The organism is Pseudomonas sp. NFACC25 (assembly GCF_900100935.1).
In the GTDB taxonomy this organism is placed as follows: domain Bacteria; phylum Pseudomonadota; class Gammaproteobacteria; order Pseudomonadales; family Pseudomonadaceae; genus Aquipseudomonas; species Aquipseudomonas marginalis.
Map to the genome: position 1 here is coordinate 478,879 of NZ_FMUC01000004.1, position 21,652 is coordinate 500,530.

Here is a 21,652-nt window from a genome sequence, read left to right on the forward strand (position 1 = left end):
ACCGAAACGCACAAAAAACGGCAGTGACAATCAGAAAAGGCAATCTTCGGGCCGCATCTCTGTGGAAAGGCTCCTTTGTTGCCGCCAATAGTAGGGAGAGGCGCTTGGCGGAAAGAATAGGGAAGTGCAAATAGATAGTTCAGAGATTTCTAAACTATTGAGGGGCGACGGGTAACGCGCGGGTGACGGCGAATCTGAAGGCGACGGTAAAGCCGCCTCCTGCTTTATGGCTACTGGGCGTTCAGCCCGTCGAGAAACTCTGTGTGTTGCAACGTCCTGGAAAACATCGGCAGCGTGAAGCGTTCTGCGGCCTGTTGTTGTTCGTCGGTGAAGGTCGCTGTGCAATCGATCAGGGTCACCACGTTATAGCCCTTCTCATAACCCGATCGAACCGTGCCTTCGACACAGCAATTGGTCAGGAAGCCCGCCACCACCAGGGTCTGGATGCCGTTGTTGCGCAGCACCAGGTCCAGGCCTGTGGTAGCAAAACCGTCCAGCCCGCGCTTGCCCTCCACGAGGATGTCGCCGGCTTCCCGGGTAATCGCCTCGCTGATGTCGACGCCCCAACCGTTCATGTACGGGTTGAATCGAGCCAGACCGTGACACTCAGTCCGCGTTGTTGCGCGGTATCGGTAAACGACAATTGGACGCGTGCCCCGGTACGCTCGGTGATCGCCTTGACGATGGACAAACCGAGCCCCGAGCCCGCCTCATCGGTTCCCAGGCCGCGATAGAACGGATCGAATACCCGTGCCTGTTCCTCGAGGGGGATTCCAGGCCCTGAGTCCTGGATCAGCAGTTTGACCGCACCGGGCACCGACGCCACCGACAGATCGACGCGGCCGCCCGCTGGGGTATAGCGGATCGCGTTATCCACCAGGTTCTTGACCAGGGTAAACAGGTCCATCCGGTTGAAGGTGAGGTGCACATCCTGGGTGCTTTCGACGCCAATATCGAGCTGTTTGCATTCAGCCAATGGCAACAGGTCTTCCAGGACCTGTCGGTAGATTTCATGCACTGACACCACGCTTTGATCCCGGGCTGCCTCCGATTGCGCCGCGGCCAGGCTCAGCAGTTGGTCGATCAATTGGCGTCCGCGCTCGATACCCCGTGAAAGAGGCAGCAAGCGCTCGCGGGTCTGGGATGACATGTGCGTGGCGGCCAGTCGTTCGGCCTGCAGGGACAGGGCGGTCATGGGCGAGCGCAATTCATGGGCCGCGTCGGCAACGAAACGGCGTTGGTTGTCCATGGACCGGGCAACCCGTGCCAGCAAGCGATTGATGGCCACCACAAACGGGCGGATTTCGGTGGGCAGATGCTGTTCATGTATCGGGTGCAGTTCCTGTTCGGCGCGCTGATCTATTTCCGCCGACAGGCTGGCGATGGGGCGAAACAGCTTGCGCACCAGGTCGCCGACGACCAGCAACAGCACGGGAAACAGGATCAGGAACGGCAGCAGGCTGCGCCAGGCGCTTTCTCGTGCATCGTTGTCGCGGGCGTCGGACTCCTGGGCCACCGCAATACGCTCGCCGTTGGCGGTGGTCCTGACCAGTACACGGAAAGCCTCGCCCGCCACCTCGACCGTGGACAACCCTTCGGCCAAGTTGGCCGGGAATGGCAGTGGAATGACCTCATCGGTGAGACCCGAGGGATCGATACCGTCGCCAAGGTGTTGAATGATCAACCGGGACTCTTCGTCGTCGCCGTCGATGGTGGTGCCTTGCGGGTACTGCAGGGTCATGTGCTGGCGATCAAACAGGATCGCCACCTGGCGCAGGGTGTCGTCCTGCTGTTCGTGGGCTTCTTCGAAGGCTGAGACGAATGCAAACCCGCTGGCAATCAAGGCGACCAGCAAAATGGCCAGCGACAGGGCCACCGAAAGCCGCAGTTGTACCGATTCACTCAAGCGTTTCTTGACACCATCCATCCCATGCCCCTGACGTTCTTGATCACATGACTGCCCAACTTGCGCCGCAAGGCGTGAATCAGGAACTCGATGGCGTTGCTTTCAACTTCATTGCCCCAACCATACAGGCGCTCTTCCAGTTCGCAGCGCGAGAGGATCGCACCGGGACGGATCAACAGGGCTTGCAGCAGCGCGAACTCGCGGCTGGATAGCGCTATATCGCTGAGTTCGACGGTTGTCGCTTGCTTGGACAGCAAGTCCAGCGAGACCACGCCATTACTGAGCACGGGTAATGCATTGCCGCCCTTGCGGCGCAGCACGGCACGCATGCGCGCGAGCAATTCCGCCATGTTGAACGGCTTGAGCAGGAAGTCGTCGGCGCCGCCATCCAGGCCGCGCAGGCGATCATCCAGGCTGTCTCGGGCGGTAATGATCAGCAAGGGCACCGGGTTGTTACGCTCGCGGATGGTCGCCAGCACGTCGAGGCCGTCCTTGCCGGGCAGGCCAAGGTCCAGCAGCACCAGGTCATAGTGATGGGTGTCGAGTGCGGCCAGGCCGCTGAGGCCGTTCTTGACCCAGTCCGCGGCATAGCTGGCGTCGCTGAGTGCGCGCTGGATAGCATCGCCAATCATCGAATCGTCTTCGACCAACAGTATCCGCATGTCCCTCTCCGCAAAAAAACAGGCGCGGCAGGGCTGACTGTCGCGCCTGTATTGAAGCACCTGCGCGGGTATTTGTCCGCACCGGACGGTATCAGCCTTTCATCGCGTCGAATGCCTTGAGCAGGTCGTCCATAGCAGCCTTGCAATCAGCCTGTTTCGGGCTGCTGTCACGCAGTGCCGACAGGGCACGGTCGATGGCTTTGTCCAGTACATGCCAGTCACTGGCCGCGCGCGGCTTGATGCCGGCTTCGGCCGAGTCCCAGGTGGACTCCAGGTCTTTGATCCGGGCTTTCGCGCCAGGCAGGTCGTTTTTGTCGACCAGGCCGGCCACTTCGACGGCGATGCTGCGGAACTCGGACAGGTCGCCCAGTTTCGAGGCGGCCTTGCCCTGGCTGTTGGTCGAACCTGGCGTGACGGGGGCCTGGGGTTTATCGGCAGGTTTCGAGCAGCCGGCAGCGATACCCAACAACAGGATCGAAGCGGCGATTGCGGCGCGGCGAATAAGGTTTTGAACAGGGCGCATGATGAGGTCCTTGAGGGTAATTGAGTTATGGGCGCAGGGTTCTGCGGTTGCCGACGCCGATTTGTGCGACGGCCACCAACAGGACAATCACGCAGAGGAAGATCGCGCTGGTCCAGCTGGCGCCCATGCCCAGGCCGCCGTAGGTCTTGGCCTGGGTCAGCAAGTCGCCGAGGGAGGCACCGAAGGGGCGAGTCAGGATGTAAGTGATCCAGAAGGTCAGGACCACATTGGCACCCAGGCGCCAGGCGAGCAGGGTTGCGCCGATCATCAGCGCAAAAATCACCGCGCCCAGGGTGAAGCCCAGGCCCAGCGCTTCGGTGGCCAGGTCGCCGGCGGCGGTGCCGAGCGCGAAGGTGCACAACACGGTGGCCCAGTAGAACACCTCGCGCCGTGGGGTCACGATGGCCCGGATCGACAGGCTGCGTTCGGTGCGGTACCAGACCAGGAAGTTGAGGGCGAGCAGGACCGAGAAGATCACCGTGCTGGTATACAGGCTGATGTCGAGTTTATCGGTGAGGATGTCGGTGATCTGCGTCCCGACAATGCTCACCAGCACCACGGTCAGCCAGTAGATCCAGGGGGTGTAGGCTTTGGTGCGCAGCTGGAAAAACAGCGCAATGGCCAACAGGGCGGCCATGCCGATGCTGGTCCAGCCGGCACCCAGGCCCGCATCGACGGCGAGATAGTCCGCGCCGGTTTCGCCCACGGTGGTGGACAGGATCTTGATCACCCAGAATGACAGGGTCACCTCGGGTACTTTGTTCAGCCAGCGGGCTGCTGTGGCATTCATCGGGTTTACCTCTCCTGTGCGCGGTGGTGGCGCAGGGGAGAAGGTACGGCACGAAACTTAGCCGGGACTGAGGGCCGGCGACCTATGCGGAAAATACATGCGCCACGCCGATTGTCGTCAGCTGCACCGTGCTGCCGGTCAAGGGCGCCTGCAGGCCCGAACTGCGTACCAGGATCGCGCGCCCCGGTGCGCCATCGTCAGGCTGCAGCGCCACGGTCAGGGTGCAGGTGTTCCCGCCAAAATCACGCTCGGTCACCACGCCCTGGCAGCCGGCGCCTGACCCCGTGCTGACCTGCAACTGCTCGGGGCGCAGCATGATCTGTGCAACGGGACAATTGTCCAGGCTGTTGACCGCGATACGGCCCAGTTCGCAATGGGCCCATCCGGCTTCGAGCCTGGCAGGCAGGATCACTGCATCGCCCAGGAACAAGGCGGTCTGTTGGTCGCCGGGGGACTGGTACAGGTCCATCGGATGGCCGGACTGCACCAGGCGTCCCTGACGCATCACGGCCAGTTGATCGGCAAACGACAGCGCCTCACTCTGGTCGTGCGTCACCAGAATCGTGGTAATACCGGCGTCGCTCAGCAGCCGTGCGACCATCTTGCGCATCGCCGCACGCAGGCCGGTGTCCAGCGCCGAAAAGGGTTCGTCCAGCAGCATCAGGCGTGGTTGTTGCGCCAGTGCACGGGCCAGGGCCACCCGTTGTTGCTGCCCGCCGGACAGTTCGTGGGGCCAGCGCCGCGCCATGCTGGCGTCAAGGGCCACGCTGTCCATCAGTTCGGCGATGCGTGATTCGCGTTGCGGGCCCTTGGCGGCCAGGCCAAAGGCGATATTGTCGGCCACGCTCATATGCGGGAACAGCGCACCGTCCTGCGGCACATAACCGATCTGGCGTTGATGGGCCGGGACGGCGTGCGTGGCGTCGACCAGCAGTTGGCCATTGAGCGCAAGGCTGCCGCTATCGGGAAACTCGAATCCGGCGATCATCCGCAGCAGCGTGGTCTTGCCTGAACCTGACGGCCCGACGATCACCGTTCGGCTGCCGGTGGGCACCGACAGGTTGACGTCGGCCAAGGCGCGCTGGCTGCCGAAGGACTTACAGATTGCATTGAGTTCGAGGGCGTTCATCGGCCAGCCGTGCGTTTGGATTGGTGATAGAGGAGGCCGGTCAACGGCAGGGACAACAGGATCATGATCAGCGCGTAGGGGGCTGCGGCGGCGTAGTCAATTTCACTGGTCATTGCCCAGAAGCCGGTGGCCAGGGTGCGGGTGCCGTTGGGGGCCAGCAGCAATGTGGCGGTCAGCTCATTGGTGATCGCCAGGAACACCAGTGCGGCACCGGCCGCTGCACCTGGTGCGGCCAGGCGCAGGGTGATCAGCCAGAGTGCACGGGCGGGCGAGCGGCCGAGGCTGCGTGCCATGTGTTCCAGCTCCACCGGCGCCTGGGCGATCCCGGCCCGCAAGCTCACCAGCGCCCTGGGCAAAAACATCAGCAGGTAGGCGAGCAGCACGGTGATCGTGGTCTGGTAGATCGGTCGCGCGAAGTGAATGGTCACGGTCACCAGTGCCAGGGCGACGACGATGCCGGGCAAAGAGCTGGTGATGTAGTTGCAGCTCTCCAGGATGCGCTGCAAGCGCCCTGGCGCACGTATCGACAGCCAGGCAATCGGCACCGCCGCGCAGGTGGTCAGCAGCGCTCCGGCAGCGCCGAGCAACAGGGTTTGCTCGAGGGCCGGCAGCAGTTCATTCATCTGCCACACGGCCACGCCGCCGGCGACCAACCATTTGCCCAGGGTAATCAGCGGCACACCCAGGGCCAGCGCGCAGGTGAACGCTTGCAGACCAAGGGCGGCGATGCGGATGGGAGTGCCCAGGCGCAGGGTGCGCTGGTCCCGGGCACTGCCCGAGCCGACCCGTGCATAACGCGCGGCACCGCGGGCCGCCGATTCGATCGTCAGCATCGCCAGGCTGCACAGTGCCAATACCGCCGCCAGCATGTTGGCGGCCGGGCCATTGAAGGTCGACTTGAACTGGTCGAAGATCGCCGTGGTGAAGGTGTCGAAGCGGATCATCGCGTACAGGCCGTATTCGGCCAGCAGGTGCAGGCCCACCAGCAGCGCGCCGCCGCAGATCGCCAGGCGCAACTGCGGCACCACCACCCTGAAGAACACCGCCCAGGGTTTGAGCCCCAGGGATTCGGCTACGTCTTCGATAGCAGGATCGAGTCGCCGCAACGTGGCCGCCACCGGGAGGTACAGAAACGGAAAGTAGGCGATGACCGAGACCAGCACGCCCGCCGGCAAGCCATGGATCGACGGCACCAGGCTGACCCAGGCATAGCTGTGCACAAAGGCCGGCACCGCGAGGGGAGCCACTGCCAGCAATGACCACAGACGGCGTCCCGGCAGGTCGGTGCGTTCGGTCAACCAGGCCAGCGCGACGCCCAGCGCCACGCACAAGGGCAGGGTGATGACCACCAGCAATACGGTGTTGACCAGCAACTCGGCAACCCGAGGCCGGAACACCAAGGCCTCGATCTGTGCCCAGCCGATTTGCCAGGACACACCGATCACGAAGGCGATGGGCAACAGGGCCAGCAGCGAAACCAGCACCGATAAACCGGTGACCCATGCGCCGCCACGCCTGAAAAAAAGCGCGTGGCTGCGCTGTGAAGGTCGCGCGGGTATCGACCGGGCGGCAGCCGCCTCCAGGGTTTCAGGCAACAATCAGAGGAGTCCGGCCTGGGTCATCAATGCGACGGCTTTTTTGCTGTCGAGTTTGGACGCATCAACCTTGGGAGCATCGAGCTGCGTCAGCGGTACCAGTTTGGGGTTCGACTCGGCGTTCCGGCCCACGGCGTACTCGAACGAATTGCCGCTCTTGAGAATCGCCTGGCCGTCCGGGCCGGTGATCCACGCCAGGAAAGCCTGGGCCTGCTCCTTGTGTGTGCTGGAGGCCAGCACGCCGGCACCGGAGATGCTGACGAACGCGCCCGGGTCCTGGTGCTTGAAGTAGTGCAGCGCGGTGTTCTTGCTGTTTTCGCCGGTCTTGGACTGATCGACGAAGCTGTAGTAGTGGTAGATCACGCCACTGTCGACCTGGCCGGCATTGACGGCCTTGAGTACCGCACTGTTGCCGCGGTAAATGCTCGCGTTGGCTTTCATTGCCTTGAGCCAGTCGAGGGTGGCGGCCTCGCCCTTGAGTTCGAGCACGGCAGCGACGATCGCCTGGAAGTCGGCCCCGGCCGGGGAGGCGGCCCAGCGGCCTTTCCAGTGGGGAGAGGCAAGGTCCATCAGGGATTTGGGCAGGTCGGCTTCCTTGAGCGCGCCCGGGTTATACACAAACACCGTCGAGCGCGCAGCGATACCCACCCATTTGCCGTGGGCCGGACGATAGGCTGCACCGACCTGTTCCAGGGTGGTCGGCGCCACGGGGGCAAACAGCCCGGCGTTATCGACCAGCACCATCGCCGGTGAGTTTTCGGTGAGGAACACATCGGCCGGGGAGGCAGCACCTTCCTGCACAATCTGGTTGCCCATCTCGGTGTCATCGCCATTGCGGATGGTCACCGGAATCCCGGTTTCCTGGGTAAACCCTTCGACCCACGCCTTGGTCAGGCTCTCGTGCTGGGCGTTGTACACCACGATGCCAACGCTGTCGCTCGCGGCATAGACGTGCCCGGCGGCGAGCAGCGCGCCGACCAGCAGGGCTTTTTCAAGGAACGACGGAAAACCGATAGTCATGAGAGGGCAAGCTCCTGATGGTGAGGGTGTGCTTGAGGAATATAGCTGGAGATTCCTGACCAATAGGAATCATTTGCATGCTGAGGCGCGGCGAATGTAGAGCCGGGAATGAAAAAAAAACGTGAAAAAAAGGTGAGTTTTACCGAGCGCGCCCCACGGTGTTTGCAGGCATGTGTCATTCACCCGAAATGGCGCGCTACGGCAATTACTAAGTTCTGAAGCGAAGCACCAGGTCGTTCAGGTTTACAGCCAACCGTGACAGCTCATTACTTGCCGTCAGCGTCTGGCGAGTGCCTTCGCTGCTTTGAACGGCAAGGTCGCGGATGCTTATCAGGCTGCGATCCACATCACGCGCTACGTGAGCCTGTTCCTCGGAGGCGGTTGCGATCTGGATATTGCGATCGTTGATTTCGAGTACGGAATCTATGATCTGGCGCAGCGACTGGCCGGCTTGCTCCGCCGTATCTCGCGTGCTGTAGACCTCAGACGTGCTCATCTGCATCGATTCGACGGCGGCTGAGGAGCCTGTTTGAATCGTCGAGATCATCTGTTCAATTTCCTGGGTAGAGGTTTGGGTGCGGTGCGCCAGTGCCCTGACTTCGTCGGCGACCACTGCAAAACCGCGGCCTTGTTCTCCTGCGCGGGCTGCTTCAATTGCAGCGTTCAACGCCAGCAGATTGGTTTGCTCGGCAATCGCCCGGATAACGCCGAGTACCTTGCTGATGTCTTGCGCCTGGCCTGCTAGCGCTTTTACCTGCTCCGAGGAAACTTCGACTAACCCCGTCAGGCCGCGCATGGCCGTGAGCGTTTCAGTGACCCTTTTATTGCCAAGATCGGCTGCCAGGCTGGACTGCATTGCGGCTTCCGAGGTGGAGTTGGCATTGCGGGCAACCTCTTCGACAGCAGCGCTCATCTCGGTGACGGCCGTGGCAGCCTGCTCTATCTCGCTGTTCTGCTGTTGCAAGGTGCGATCAGCACTTTCCGTGATCGAAATCATTTCGACGGCAGCGCTGCTGAGTTGAGCTGAGGCGCCTGATATTTCCAGTATCGTGCTCCGGAGGTTCTTCTGCATGATATTGAGCGCATGCATCAAGCGGGATGCTTCATCCGAACCGGTGACTTCCAGGTCATGGGTAAGGTCGCCGGCCGCGATATCTTCCGCCAGTTTCAGGGACGAACTGATGGGGTTCACAATACTGTTGGTGAACAACGTGGCCAGCAGGGTAGTGAGCGCAAAAGCCACCACCAGCACAGCTATCAGTACCCTGACGCTATGGGTATAAACCTCTGCTGCATCCTGCCCCGACAAAACCGCCTGGCGTGCATTTTGCTCACGTAGAAGTGTGAGCTGCTCTTGATAGGCACTGGCCCGCTGTGCCTGCTCGGTGTTGGCGAACGTGATCGCTTGTTCATGGTCAGGCTGATCGAGGGCGAGTACTTTTTTCAGGCCCTCAATGTAGGCATCCATTGTTTGGCTGGCCTTCTCAAACTGCAGTTGATCCTGTTCGCCGGAGATCAGGTTGTCACGATAAAACGCGCTCTTCGCTTCAAGCGTTCGCATGGCCTCTTCGACCTTTGACAGCGACGCATCATGCACGTCTTTGGAGGTACTCGAGAGCATGCGGATACTCTCAAGGCGCGCATGCAGAAGGGCGATCTGAATATCGTCAATCACCTGGATGCTCGGCAGGGAGTTTCGCTCGATGTTCTGCTCCGCCGTGCGCAAATGACCGATTTGTAAATAGGAGAAGCCTGCCAAACTGATCAGCAAGAGGGTGATCAGACCGAAGCAGACGAACGCTCTGCGCGCGATATTCAAGGATCTTAGTTTCATATAGGCCTCCGAAGGCCGAGGTGTCAGGGGAGGGGGCAGCCCCTGCGTCAGTTTTTGTTGATCACGAACAAGGGCTGCCTTTGCAGGCGGCACATTGGCGCTGACTGTCATCCTGGCGGCGATGCGTACAGTGAGGAATTCAAAAAAATGAATCGAGGTGATAGTTGCGATAAATTATTGCGCGCTAATCATTAGTCTATTAAATATTTCCGTGGGCGCCTGATCCTTTGTCAAAGCGGCCGGAAATTCGTGCGAAGGAAACAAGGGCCTGCATGAGGTTAATCAGGCAAGCCCTTGATAGGTGGATGTTCAGGGTGGCGCTATGGGTCAAAACTCGGTTATGACGGTTACCCCTGCCGTCTCGAAGCGGTCCATGTTCGTCAACGCGTCGATGGACTGTTCCAGGCTGATGGTTTTGCCCACGAGTTTTTCAGGCGCCAGCTTGCCTGAGGTGATCATCTCGATCATGGCGCCATAGCGATGCGCCTGCATGCCGTGGCTACCGTAGATCTCAAGTTCATGGGCGATAACCTTGCCCATGGGGATGGCCGGCGTGGCGTGATCAGCGAGCATCAGCCCGACCTGGACGTGCTTGCCGCGACGGCGCAGGTTGTTGATGGAGTTGAAACAGGTGGTTGGGTGGCCCAAGGCGTCCAGCGAGACGTGGGCACCGCCCTGGGTGATTTCCAGCACGGCTTCGGTGACGTCCGCGACGCACTGGGCATTGATGGTGGCGACAGCGCCGAGGGCGCGTGCCATATCGAGTTTTTCCTGGGAAATATCGATGGCGATCACGTTCGCGCCAATGGCCTGGGCGATCATCACCGCAGACAGGCCGACACCTCCGCAGCCGTGAACCGCGACCCACTGACCGGCGCTGACGTTGCCTTGGTCGACGACTGCACGGAACGAGGTGGCGAAGCGACAACCCAGGCTTGCAGCGGTTGCGAAGTCCATGCTCTCGGGCAGCGCGACCAGGTTCAGATCGGCCTGGTGGATGCCGACGTACTCGGCAAAAGAGCCCCAATGAGTGAAGCCCGGCTGAAACTGCGTGTGGCACACCTGCTGATTGCCGCTGTTGCACTGCGCACAAGCACCACAGCCACCCACGAACGGCACGGTCACCCGGTCACCGACCTTCCACCGCGTGACGTCGTGGCCCACCTCGGCCACGATGCCGGCCAGCTCATGACCCGGTACATGGGGCAGTTCAATGTCGGGGTCATGGCCTTTCCAGCCATGCCAGTCGCTGCGGCACACTCCGGTGCCAAGCACCTGGATCACCACGCCATGGCGTTCCGGAGATGGATCGGCCACGTTCATCAGGCGCGGCGGTTTGGAAAAGGCTTCGTAGACGACTGCTTTCATTCAAATTACCTAGGCTTGGAGGGGCGATTCAGGCATTGCCATTATGAATGAGCGCCTTGAAATTACCCTTCAAGTTGCCATTGACCGAACGCAAGAATTGAAATTAGCCTTCATTTTTAAGTATGAATTTGAGGGGTTATTTCATGATTGAACAACTCGATAAAACGGACATTGCAATATCGGAGCGTTTGCAGCGGGACGGCAAGCTGTCGAATGTCAAGCTGGCCGAGCAGCTGTCCCTCAGCGAAGCGTCCTGTTGGCGCAAGCAAAGACGCCTGGAAGAATGCGGGGTTATCGAGGGATACCAGGCCGTTCTCAATCGAAAGAAACTCGGGCTGGGCCTGAAGGCGTTTGTCCAGATCTCCTGCACGGATCACAGCGAAGAAGCCACGGCAACGTTTGAAAAGATTATCCAGGCGGCCCCGCAGGTATTGAGTTGCCATAACACAACGGGGGAGGCGGACTTTCTCCTTGAGGTGGTTGCACGGGACCTGGACAGCTATAGCCGCTTTGTCGAAACAGTGCTGAGGAAGCTCCCTGGGGTTTCAAGTATTCGCTCGAACCTCTCCCTGCGAGAGATGAAGACCACTCATCGACTGCCCGTCAGCGAGCTCTTGAGCATCTGAAGGTCGTCGGGCACGTGGAGAGCCATCGTTCGTCCGGACAATCGAGCATTTCGGCACTGTTATCGAGCATTTCGGCACAGTCTCCCGGTTTTGTTCAACCTAGACTCGAGCTTCACTTTCAGACTCAGATGGAGCCGCGATGAACATCAGATTGATCCTGCCAGCACTTTCCATGGCCGTCACACTCAGTGGCTACGCTGCGGATTTCTCACTGACCAGCCGGGATATTGCAGACAACCGCCCGTTGACCCGTCGCGAAGTGTTCCAGGGCTTCGGTTGCGAAGGTGGCAACACGTCTCCTGAGCTTTCGTGGAAAAACGCCCCCGCAGGGACCAAAAGCTACGCGATCACCGTTTACGATCCCGATGCCCCCACCGGCAGCGGTTGGTGGCATTGGACGGTGGTCAACCTGCCAGCCTCCACCCATAGTTTGCCAAGCGGCGTGGGGGCGAACCTGCCTGCGGGTGCTGTGCAAGGGCGAACCGATTATGGCCAGCCGGGGTTCGGTGGCGCTTGCCCTCCTGTCGGCGATAAACCCCATCGCTATCAATTCACCGTGTGGGCCTTGAAAGCCGATAAGCTACCGCTCGACAACCAGGCCAGCGGAGCCTTGGTCGGTTACATGCTCAACGCCAACGTCCTGGCCAAAGCGACCATTACTTCCACTTACGGACGTTAAGAACCATGCGCCCTTGTGACGGCATACAGCACCGGGAAAATATTATCGATGCCTGTGTCATTCGGGCGCGACATGCCCTTACCTTGCCCAGGGTGCCGGTGTTCGTGACCACCTTGTGTCGAGTGCGGCAGGGGGAAAAACTGTTGCAATGGGATGACCGGGAAATGCGCGCAGGGCCTCGGCATCTGATTCTGATGCCGGCCGGGCGCGAGCTGGGTATCTCAAACTTCCCCGGCCCTCAGGGTCACTACATCGCCGATGCGGTGACCTTTCCCGTCTCGACATTGCGTCAATTCAGCAGCCGATATAGCCAGCAGATCAAGAGTGGTCGCGGGGCACTGAAGAGCGATCTATGCGTTCCCCTGGACAGGCACACCACCCAGGCATGGGAGCAGTTGCTGGTCGCCATCCATGCAAACGCCCCGCAGGCACTCTGCACACATTATGGGGAAGCGGTGCTGCTGAGCCTATGCCTTGGCGGCCAGGCCGGACCTTTGCTGATGGGGCGCAACGATCCCTTGTGCGAGCGGGTGCAGCAACTGGTAATGGCCAGCCCGGAGAGAGACTGGACGGTTGCGAGCATCGCACAGCACATGAACCTGGGGGAGTCGACCTTGCGTCGCCAACTGGCGAACGAGGGGAATAGTTTCAGGAACATTCTGGAGGGCGTTCGACTGTCGACAGCATTACAACGGCTGCAGACAACGTCTCGCCCGATCGGTGAAATTGCCAGCGCCTGCGGCTACGCCTCCGCCTCCCGTTTTGCCGTGCGCTTTCGCTCACACTATGGCCTGTCACCCCGTGAATTGCGGGCTGCGATTTGAACCGTTGCGGCAGGGCTTCCCCCAGTCTGCCGGCCGGCAGTGCGAGCCAGGTGTTGACGTTTATCGGTGGGTACCGGACCAGACTGTCTGGCGATAGTGCTACTGTCTACGCAGTCCCCCCGGAGCCTGCTGGATGCCCCATCAAACTTCAGTTCACCCCATCGCAACGCCTCCAGCCGCGCCAGGCGCTGAAGAACCGCGCGCTCACCCACCTATGTGGCATGGCAATCCGGACTTACCCACCTTTGGCAGCACTGGGGCGGCCATATTGGGTTTCTGTTTTGTGCTGCTTATGTTCCTGCCGGTCATAGGGGTGATGGTGCTGATCCTTTTCGGCCTCGAAGCGATGCAAGGCGCATCGTCCAGCGATGGGGCGAGTCTCACCACGTCGCCTCTCATCCTGTTCATGCTTGGTTTTATTGTGCTCATGGGGCTGGTTTTCGCGTGGATGTTCTCTGCGTCCAGAGTGCTGGCCTTCACCTTTGACGAGAACCGGCAACTGCTTACTCTCACCGTCACCCGTCGCGGCCGTAAACCCGCCGAAGTGCAGGTGCCCTTCAGCGATATCATTTGTATCAGCCCTTACTTGCTCGCCAGTTATGACCGCCATGGCCATTTCAGCGTCGTGTGTCAGGGGCCGAGGGGCAAGGAGTTCGAATATCGATTGGCTGAGGGGACTTCTCTGGAAGACATGGAATTTCATGCCGCATGGCTGCGCGCAATAATAGGCGAACGGATGCATGAACCAATGAATCTGGACAAATGAACGAAGCACCTCCGAGCACTATCACCTTTCAATCGCATCGATAATTGCGCCGCCGTCAGCGCCATCCAGTAAATACCCACGGCGCCGAATGGATCGAAACATGCACCGGCAGTGCCACCTTGTGCCAGTTTGGGCGCGTCCATTCGTCTGTTGCCCGGCACTCTGGTGGGCATGGCGTTTCTCAACCTTAAGCACGGATATCCCGAGCCCAAGAACGGAGAGCCAGCATGGAAATCAATGAGAATGCCCCGGGCAACATTTCACAGCAGGCTGTAACGCGCGGCACGGACAACGAGACAGGGCACGACCCGAAGCGTGATGAGGATAAGATCCCGCTGCCGCCGGACGACGATGCACCCCTTGAGGAGGATATGTCTGATGTGGACGCTGCCGATTCAGTGGCGAGCGAACACCCTGACAACTGAGGTGTTTCAGATCAACGAACCCGGCCAGGGTGTCGCAGATGGCTGGGAATCCGAAGGCGGCTGTAAAGCCGCCTTCTGGGCGATGGCTACCGGGCGTTCAGCCCGTCGAGAAACTCGGTGTGTTGCAACGTCCTGGAAAACATCGGCAGCGTGAAGCGTTCGGCTGCCTGTTGTTGTTCGTCGGTGAAGGTCGCGGTGCAATCGATCAGGGTCACCACGTTGTAGCCCTTCTCATAACCTGATCGTACCGTGCCTTCGACACAGCAATTGGTCAGGAAGCCCGCCACCACCAGAGTCTGGATGCCATTGTTGCGCAGCACCAGGTCCAGGCCCGTGGTGGCGAAACCGTCCAGCCCGCGCTTGCCCTCCACGAGGATGTCGCCGGCTTCCCGGGTAATCGCCTCGCTGATGTCGGCACCCCAGCTGCCGGCGCGGAAAGCGCTGCCATCGGCAACGCCCTTGAGAATCCCGTAGTCGCGGGTGGTCAGCTCCGGGTAGCCCTCGGCGAACTGGATCGGCAGGTGGATGATCTTCACGCCGAGCGTGCGCGCCTGTTCAACCGTGGTGGCGGTGTTCGCGAGCATATTGGACGTGTGCATGACGTCCTTGACGGCGTCATGGAACACGCCGCCTTGGGTGGTGAAGTCGTTCTGGTATTCGATCAGCACCAGGGCGGTGGTGTGTGGGTTCATGTCGGGTCTCCGATAAGTGGGTCGAGCAACAAGCGTAGAACAGCAGGCAGGGTTGGGTGGGGCGGCAGTCAAACACAAAACTATGGCTAAGAGCGCCGCATCCGTTTACAGACCGCAAGCAAAGCGGGCACTTTGATACTATGCTCATTGCCAATGCGAGCCATCTACGGGTTTCAATGTTCGGCCGCCAAGGGCTCCGACCCTGGCAAAGTCATTGACGTTGGCGACAGCCGGTGGGTGGTCTTCAGGCGTTTTCAACGGCTCACGCAACAACCCGCACGCGGCATACAGGGAAACGTTCAATGCCTGCCCCACACCTCACCTGCTTGAAAATCTCCAATGTGGGGGCCAACGGCTCCAACCAGAACACGCCGTCGATCCAGGCTGTAAGCCGGAGCGGGTGGATAACTGTTGGTAAATGCCAAGCACGATGGAGAACAGCATGAACACCCAGTCGATCCACACGATCTTGAGGCGCTTCGCCGGCTGCGTGGCGGGGCTGGCGATGGTTGCCGCCAATCCGGCCCAGGCTGCCGCCGAGGGCATCGCCAGCGGCCCTACCGCGAGCTACAGCATTGCCTTCAGCAATTCCTACGCAGGCAGCGATTTTCGCAAGGTGATGGTGCGCAACTGGCAGGAAATTGCGCTCCAGGCGCAAAAGGAGGGCTTGATCCGTGAGGCTCCCGTCGTCAGCGCCAATAACTCGGCTTCGGAACAGGCGGCCCATATCCAGGACATGATCGTCAAGGGCGTCGATGCCATCGTGATCCTCGCTGCCTCCGACACGGCCCTCAACGGGGTGATCCGCGATGCCTGCAACGCCGGCATCGTGGTGGTCGTCATGGCCAGCCTGATCACCGAGCCCTGTGTCTATACCGTGGATTACAACTGGTCCGCCATGGGCCGTGTGGAAATGGACTACATCGCCGAGCGCCTGAAGGGCAACGGGACATTACTGGAGATCCGCGGCATCGCTGGCGATGCCACGGATAAAAACATCAGCGATGGCATTCGCAAGGCCGCCAGCGACTATCCGGGCCTGAAATTCGTCAAGACCGTTTACGGGAACTGGACGGCTTCTGTCGCCCGCAGGGAAGTGACGCTGGCGCTGCCGTCGCTGCCCACCATTGATGCCGTGGCTACCCAGGGTGGCGACGGATATGGTGCGGCCATGGCGTTCAAGGCGGCGGGACGCCCTTTGCCGATCATTGTGATGGGGAACCGTCAGGACGAACTTGCCCTGTGGAAACAGGAACGCGATGCCAATGGCTACGAGACCGTCTCTGTCTCTGCCTCCCCAAGCGTCTCCCAGATGGGGTTCTGGGTGGCCCAGCAGATACTGGCGGGCAAGCAGGTGCCAAAGTTCGTCGAAGTGCCGCTGGTACGTATTGATGCCAAAGACCTGGACGCCTGGCTTGCCACTATGCCGGTGGGCGGTGCCGCCAATCCGTTCTACGGCCAGGCTTCCGTTGCGGCGATGATCGATGCGGCCATCAACCATACGGCGCCGCCGGCGCCTTTGCCGGAGGTGACGAAACAGTAGCGGCGGGCTAGGAGGCGAGGCCCCATGTTGACATTCAAATCAGCCACGGCCAGGCCCATTGCCGTCAGGATCGGCCTGGCGGTTGCCGCACTGGTGTTGCTGATGCTGGCGGTATCGCTCGTGAACCTCTACGGCCTGCGAGGCATGGTACGTGCGGTGGATTCCGCCAGCCATTCCGCGGAAATTCTGGCCTCGGTCAACGGGGCTACCGGGCGGGTGGAAAACTTCATTGCCACCCGCGACCAGGACAGCGTGTCCCAGGCCGAGGGCTTGGTCGCGACCGCTATCAACGGCCTTAACGCCATCCCGGCGGCAGAGGCGCAATCGCTCAAGGGCAGCCTGGAGAGGCTCGCTGCGGCGATCGCGTCCTTGCGGGCGGCGACCCTGACCATGGATGGCGAAACCGAGAATATGACCGCCCATTACGCCCGGATGCGAGAGGCGACGGCCCTCGTTGAACTGGGTATCGCCGCTGGGCTGAAGGGCCTGGACTCCCGCGCCGCCGACCACCAGGCGCGGGTGAGCAACGCCCAGAGCGCCCATCGCATCCTGGATATCCTGCGCAACGGCGAACGCATCATTACCGCCAATGTGGCCCAGGTGCTGGTGAGCGGTGATGGTGCCGCCGCCACTGCGGCGCGTAACGCCTGTGCGGCGCTGCCACCTGTGGTCGAGCAATTGCGTGAGTTGATGGGGGCGCCGCAACAGGTGGCGACCCTGGAACAGTTGGCGACGGCGGTGGCAGCAGCCAGCCTGGCGCTCGAGCAGCTTGGCGAGGCTCCCAGGCTCCGGGGCGGCGAGGCTTTGCGGCATCTGGGGGCTGTTGGAGGCGTGGCAGAGCGCCTTGAAGTCATGTTGGCTGAAGTGGACGAGCACATTGCCCATGACGCCAGTGACATTCAGGCCGCCATCGGTTTGCTGCAAAACGCCGCCGCGTTGTCCAAGCGTTTCGCCGAACGTGTTGCCACCCTGGAAGCGCAGACCTTGTCGTTTCGCCTGGCGCCGTCGGCCGAGGTCGCCAGCTCTGTAGGCGTCATCCTCGATGAACTCTCCCGTCTCGCCCGGGTTCTGCCATCGTCTGTGGGGCAGCAGGCCAGCGCTACGCCCCTGACGGTCAGCGATCAGATTGCTGGCTACCGGGCGGCATTTGCCGGGTTCCATCAGGCGAGCAACGCCTTGGGCGACGCGCGCGACCAGGTTCGTATCGAGGCACGCAGCGCTGGCCTGTTGGTTGCGCGCTTCGCAGGCGAAGCGCGTTCAGACGCCTTGGTCCACAAGGATCGCGGCATGCTGGCGACAATAGTCGCTGGCGCCGTCGCCATCCTGCTGGCCGGAGCCATTGCCTGGAGCACCTCGCGGTTTGTCGCGCAGCCCATCGTCGCCCTGGCTTCGGCCATGCGCCGGCTCGCTGCCGGTGACTTGACCGCCGAAATCGCCAGTGCTGGACGCGGCGATGAGATTGGGATCATGACTCGCGCCGTCCGGGTGTTCCAGGAGAATGCCTTGCGCATCCGGGTGCTGGAGGACGAGGCCGAAGCCGAAAGACAGCAGGTGCAGGCCTCTCTGGAGAGAATGGTCGACGAGCGGACCGACACGCTGCACCGGCAGACCGAGGTGCTGGAGGCGCAGGCGGTTGCACTTATTCAGGCGCGCAACCAGGCCGAGACGGCCAACCAGGCAAAGAGTGATTTCGTCGCCACGGTCAGCCACGAACTGCGCACCCCTTTGACTCTTATTCTCGCCCCGTTGGAGCAGCTCTCGGTGGCGATCACGCCGCCGGCGGACTGGCGCGTGCAAATCGAGCGCGCACAACGAAACGCACTGCGCCTGATGAACCGCGTGAACGATATCCTTGACTTCTCCAAGGCCGAAGCAGGCAAGTTTGAGCTGTGTCCGGCGCCCGTTGATTTGAACAAGGCGGTGGGTGTGCTGGCCGAGGACGCCGCCATGGTGGCCAAGGGCAAAGGCTGCACGTTAACCTGCAGCATCGATCCTGCCCTCGGTACCGTGTTCCTGGACCCCCGACACTTCGAGAAGATTCTGCTCAACCTGGTGAGTAATGCCATCAAGTTCACCCCTGCTGGCGGTACGGTGCATCTGGCAGTCACTGCGCTTGATGACGAGCGATTTGAGCTCGCGGTGCAAGACTCGGGCATTGGCATCGCGCCTGACAAATTACCCCTGCTGTTCCAGCGTTTTTCCCAGATCGACAATTCCGCCACGCGGCATTACAGCGGTACCGGTATCGGCCTGGCCCTGGTCAAGGATCTGGTCGAACTGATGGGGGGCGAAGTCAGTGTCAACAGTGAGCCTGGAAAGGGCTCGTGCTTCCTTGTTCGATTTCCTCGGGGAACCGAGCAAGACACGGTGCCGACCGAAGCCGGTCATCTGCATGAGGGATCGTCACCCACCGCAATGATCACAACCGAGCAGCGCCACTTGCTGTTCGACGACGGCCGCCGTGGCAGTAGCAACGACCAGGCGTCCATGGCCGATGCAGACAACGAACGGCACCCGGAACGCACCTCGCAGTCCAGGGTCCTGGTGGTCGATGACAGCCCGGAAATGCTTGGCTACCTCAGCGAGCTTTTGCGCGACGACTACAGCGTCGTCACCGCCGCTGATGGAGAACAGGCCTGGGCCATGCTGCAGCGTCAACCGATCAATGTCGTTCTCTCGGATGTGATGATGCCGGAGCTTGACGGCTTTGGCCTGACCGCCAGAATCAAGGCGAGCGCCGGTTTTGCCCATCTGCCCGTCATCCTGTTGACCGCCCGCGGCGGCAGCGAAGCTTGCATCTCCGGGCTGGAGAGTGGCGCCGATGACTATATCGCCAAACCTTTCTCGCCATTGGAGCTCAAGGCTCGCGTACGCGCGGCGCTACGCATGAGCCAGGTGCAATCCGAGCTGAATGCGAAATCCCGTCAGGCGGGCATGGCCGAGATCGCCACGACGGTGCTGCACAATGTCGGCAACGTCCTCAACAGCGTGAACGTTTCGGCCGAGTTGGTCAGCAGCCAGATGCGCACCTCCAAGGCCCAGGGCCTGGGCAAGGTGGCGCAGATGATGAACGAACACATCCATGAGCTGAGCGATTTCTTCACCCAGGACCAGCGGGGAAAGATGCTGCCCGACTACCTGCTCAAGCTGGCGCAGGCGGTGGCGGCAGAACAGCAGGGCATCATCGAAGAGCTCGAGCAACTCACCAAAGGCATTGACCACATCAAGACCATTGTCGCTGCCCAGCAGTCCTATGCCGTTGCCGTCAGTGTCGTCGAGACAATACCGGTCTCGGAATTAATCGATGATGCCTGGCGCATGAGTGCCGGCTCACGGATGAATCAGGAGGTGACGGTGGTCAAGGACATTGCCGACTTGCCCCTGCTGTCGCTGGACCGGCACCGGGTGCTGCTAATTCTGGTAAACCTGATCAGAAACGCCAGGCAGGCGTTGGACGGCGTGGTCGATCGCAGCCCGTGCATCACGTTCAGCGCCTCCCTCATCGCTGACGGGGCAGTCTTGCGTATCACGGTGGCCGACAATGGCAACGGGATTACGCCAGAGCACCTGACGCGTATCTTTTCCCATGGCTTCACGACTCGCAAAGACGGTCACGGTTTCGGCCTGCACAGCTGCGCGCTCGCCGCGCAGGAAATGGGTGGCAGCTTGACCGTGCACAGCGACGGGGCAGGGCAGGGCGCAACCTTCATTCTCGAGACCCCTCTTGATGCGCCGCAGAGTAAGCGATGAGCATCGAACAAGCGCCCTATGGGCTGGGCCGTGGATAAAGTTCTATCAGGTTCGATTTTCAAGTCAGCTGTGCGCTCCCACTCAGTTCGAATCTCGCGGGCCGGTCTTATCAGCAACCATCATTTTTCCGTACTGGTCGTTTTCGCATCATTTGACGCCTCTTTTTGAAAGCGCAGCAGGGTATCGTGATACGTTTTTCTTCGACGATGGTCCGTGTCATAGCCGCCGTTAGCGGCGACAGTGCCGGCTTGAATATGGTCCAGGTAACTGAACAATCTTCGTGCTGACAGAAAGCTGATCGCATAACCCAGCTTGACCATCTTGTCTTGTAGCGCGTATCCCGGTACCCGGTTATCCATCATGAAGCGCAAGTTATGTTGTTTAATTACATCGCAGTTCCATAAGGTGCAAAAACTTTTCAAGTGGGTTTCTCTGAAAGGCTTGGGGTTTTTAGAGGGTAGCCCCACGTAACGCATGAGTGTTCGGTAGTGGTACTTCATCAGTCGAGTGCCGAACCGCCAGGCAGTTCTTAAAAAACCGCGATTGATCTGTTCTGTACAACCGACTGCCACTGTACGCGGCGTTGCAGTGCTTTGGCTCATCATCATACTGAACACATCGGTATCAAATACAAATGTGTCCGTATGAAGCAGGAATAAGTACGGAGTTTCAACATATCCCAAAATCAGATCAAGGGCTTTACCATGCGCGATATATCCGGCTTCTCGAGGGTGGGGATCCTTTCTACCAAGTTGATCCAATCAAGTGTCCGCAAGTAGTGGATGCTTTCATCGGCGGAACCGTTATCCACTACCCAGACCGGAACTTGATGGTATATAGCGTAGTCGCGTAGCAATCCTAAGCAAAGGCGTGTCATGTGCAGCGTTTTATAATTAACCAGGGCAATACTGAACAAGGCATGTTTTGCCGAATGAGCGTTGTCGTCAGGCATTAGTGAAACACTCCAGAATGATATATCGGTCGTGCGCCGTTTGCGACCCGGCCGGCAGGCTCGATGGGTCGCCATCACCTCATGAGTTGTCGGGGCAGGAGAGGCGCATTAGCCAAGCTTAATAGGTTGTTCTGTTTGGTAGCGTTAATTTATGGTTAAGGTGGGTAAATAACAGAGTGGGAAGTAACTCGAAGCGCTCGTGGTATTTACCATAACCTTACCGACTTCTGACATTTTTCAGGCTGGGTACGTCGTAAGCTTGTTCGTGATAGTGCGCAGTAGTGCTGGCACTGCGTAACCGATAAAAGTGGAGGTGGTTATGTTGAGTAAGCAATTCGCCAATGGCCCATGTGTGTCTCGGCAGCTGGAAATATCTGGCTTGCACCAAGACAGTCTTCAGGATCAATTACGTAAGCTCCTCGGTCATGGTTTTAATTTGATGTTATTTTGCAGCGGCGGCCAATATGGTGGTCGATACTGCCATGTGCAAATACACCATGACAAAAGTGGGATTGAGCTTGAGTTGCATGGCGTATTCGACGAACGCTTCGTGCATGAGGCGTGCCTG

At 60.2% G+C, this 21,652-nt stretch carries 17 protein-coding genes and 4 pseudogenes; 9 read left to right on the forward strand and 12 right to left on the reverse strand.

The genetic code is table 11. The features are described from left to right. Positions 1-230: 230 nt before the first annotated feature. From BLQ09_RS13020 to BLQ09_RS13065, 10 genes are all read right to left on the reverse strand, one after another. Positions 231-575, reverse strand: coding sequence for a cysteine hydrolase family protein (locus BLQ09_RS13020; protein ID WP_223841593.1), 345 nt, complete (start codon positions 573-575; stop codon positions 231-233). Next, positions 572-1,927 (reverse strand): ATP-binding protein, encoded by a 1,356-nt coding sequence (locus BLQ09_RS13025; RefSeq protein ID WP_027606659.1) that lies wholly within the window; start codon positions 1,925-1,927, stop codon positions 572-574. Before BLQ09_RS13025 ends, BLQ09_RS13020 begins: the two co-directional genes overlap by 4 nt. Next, complete coding sequence (locus tag BLQ09_RS13030) at positions 1,903-2,568, reverse strand: response regulator (RefSeq protein WP_027606658.1); 666 nt, start codon at positions 2,566-2,568, stop codon at positions 1,903-1,905. The genes BLQ09_RS13025 and BLQ09_RS13030 overlap by 25 nt, the downstream gene beginning before the upstream one ends. Before the next feature lie 91 nt (positions 2,569-2,659). After that, on the reverse strand, positions 2,660-3,091 hold the full coding sequence (locus BLQ09_RS13035) for a hypothetical protein (protein ID WP_027606657.1): 432 nt from the start codon (positions 3,089-3,091) through the stop codon (positions 2,660-2,662). A 25-nt stretch (positions 3,092-3,116) separates the two neighbouring features. Then, positions 3,117-3,881 carry a COG4705 family protein gene (locus BLQ09_RS13040; protein ID WP_027606656.1) on the reverse strand — a complete coding sequence of 255 codons (765 nt, stop codon included), beginning with the start codon at positions 3,879-3,881 and terminating at the stop codon, positions 3,117-3,119. Between the two features lie 82 nt (positions 3,882-3,963). Then, positions 3,964-5,010, reverse strand: coding sequence for an ABC transporter ATP-binding protein (locus BLQ09_RS13045; protein WP_027606655.1), 1,047 nt, complete (start codon positions 5,008-5,010; stop codon positions 3,964-3,966). Then, entirely contained in the window at positions 5,007-6,605 is a 1,599-nt protein-coding gene (locus tag BLQ09_RS13050) for an ABC transporter permease (RefSeq protein WP_027606654.1), read from the reverse strand. The genes BLQ09_RS13045 and BLQ09_RS13050 overlap by 4 nt, the downstream gene beginning before the upstream one ends. Positions 6,606-6,608: 3 nt before the next feature. Continuing rightward, positions 6,609-7,625: an iron ABC transporter substrate-binding protein gene (locus BLQ09_RS13055; protein ID WP_027606653.1), complete on the reverse strand. Its 1,017-nt coding sequence runs from the start codon at positions 7,623-7,625 to the stop codon at positions 6,609-6,611. 208 nt (positions 7,626-7,833) lie between these two features. Beyond that, complete coding sequence (locus BLQ09_RS13060) at positions 7,834-9,459, reverse strand: methyl-accepting chemotaxis protein (protein WP_092357184.1); 1,626 nt, start codon at positions 9,457-9,459, stop codon at positions 7,834-7,836. Positions 9,460-9,786: 327 nt separating this feature from the next. After that, a complete protein-coding gene (locus BLQ09_RS13065) occupies positions 9,787-10,827 on the reverse strand; it encodes a zinc-dependent alcohol dehydrogenase family protein (RefSeq protein ID WP_092357186.1) in 1,041 nt (346 codons plus the stop codon). A gap of 143 nt (positions 10,828-10,970) precedes the next feature. Here BLQ09_RS13065 and BLQ09_RS13070 point away from each other — a divergent pair, with 143 nt between their 5' ends. The 5 genes from BLQ09_RS13070 (at position 10,971) to BLQ09_RS13090 (ending at position 14,147) form a co-directional block, all read left to right on the forward strand. Continuing rightward, a complete protein-coding gene (locus tag BLQ09_RS13070) occupies positions 10,971-11,453 on the forward strand; it encodes an Lrp/AsnC family transcriptional regulator (RefSeq protein ID WP_092357255.1) in 483 nt (160 codons plus the stop codon). Between the two features lie 139 nt (positions 11,454-11,592). Beyond that, a complete protein-coding gene (locus BLQ09_RS13075; RefSeq protein ID WP_027606649.1) occupies positions 11,593-12,132 on the forward strand; it encodes a kinase inhibitor in 540 nt (179 codons plus the stop codon). A gap of 5 nt (positions 12,133-12,137) precedes the next feature. After that, positions 12,138-12,956: a helix-turn-helix transcriptional regulator gene (locus tag BLQ09_RS13080; RefSeq protein WP_092357188.1), complete on the forward strand. Its 819-nt coding sequence runs from the start codon at positions 12,138-12,140 to the stop codon at positions 12,954-12,956. Between the two features lie 133 nt (positions 12,957-13,089). Further along, positions 13,090-13,722 carry a hypothetical protein gene (locus BLQ09_RS13085; RefSeq protein ID WP_256568772.1) on the forward strand — a complete coding sequence of 211 codons (633 nt, stop codon included), beginning with the start codon at positions 13,090-13,092 and terminating at the stop codon, positions 13,720-13,722. 227 nt (positions 13,723-13,949) lie between these two features. Continuing rightward, a complete protein-coding gene (locus BLQ09_RS13090; RefSeq protein ID WP_027606646.1) occupies positions 13,950-14,147 on the forward strand; it encodes a hypothetical protein in 198 nt (65 codons plus the stop codon). A gap of 86 nt (positions 14,148-14,233) precedes the next feature. Here the strand turns inward: BLQ09_RS13090 and BLQ09_RS13095 are convergent, their stop codons facing one another. Continuing rightward, complete coding sequence (locus BLQ09_RS13095; protein ID WP_027606645.1) at positions 14,234-14,839, reverse strand: cysteine hydrolase family protein; 606 nt, start codon at positions 14,837-14,839, stop codon at positions 14,234-14,236. A gap of 442 nt (positions 14,840-15,281) precedes the next feature. Here BLQ09_RS13095 and BLQ09_RS13100 point away from each other — a divergent pair, with 442 nt between their 5' ends. The 4 genes and pseudogenes from BLQ09_RS13100 to BLQ09_RS31870 all read left to right on the forward strand — a co-directional run. Beyond that, positions 15,282-16,382, forward strand: a complete 1,101-nt coding sequence (locus BLQ09_RS13100) for an ABC transporter substrate-binding protein (protein ID WP_092357190.1) — start codon at positions 15,282-15,284, stop codon at positions 16,380-16,382. 1,287 nt (positions 16,383-17,669) lie between these two features. Continuing rightward, positions 17,670-18,719, forward strand: a pseudogene (locus BLQ09_RS31860) (sensor histidine kinase); the annotation flags it as partial. A 213-nt stretch (positions 18,720-18,932) separates the two neighbouring features. Next, positions 18,933-19,268 (forward strand): annotated as a pseudogene (locus BLQ09_RS31865) (response regulator transcription factor); the annotation flags it as partial. 519 nt (positions 19,269-19,787) lie between these two features. Then, positions 19,788-20,132: pseudogene (locus BLQ09_RS31870) on the forward strand (ATP-binding protein); the annotation flags it as partial. Between the two features lie 119 nt (positions 20,133-20,251). On the opposite strand, the pseudogene BLQ09_RS13110 reads toward BLQ09_RS31870, so the two are convergent. Then, a pseudogene (locus tag BLQ09_RS13110) lies at positions 20,252-21,084 on the reverse strand (glycosyltransferase family 2 protein). Positions 21,085-21,652: the final 568 nt, after the last annotated feature.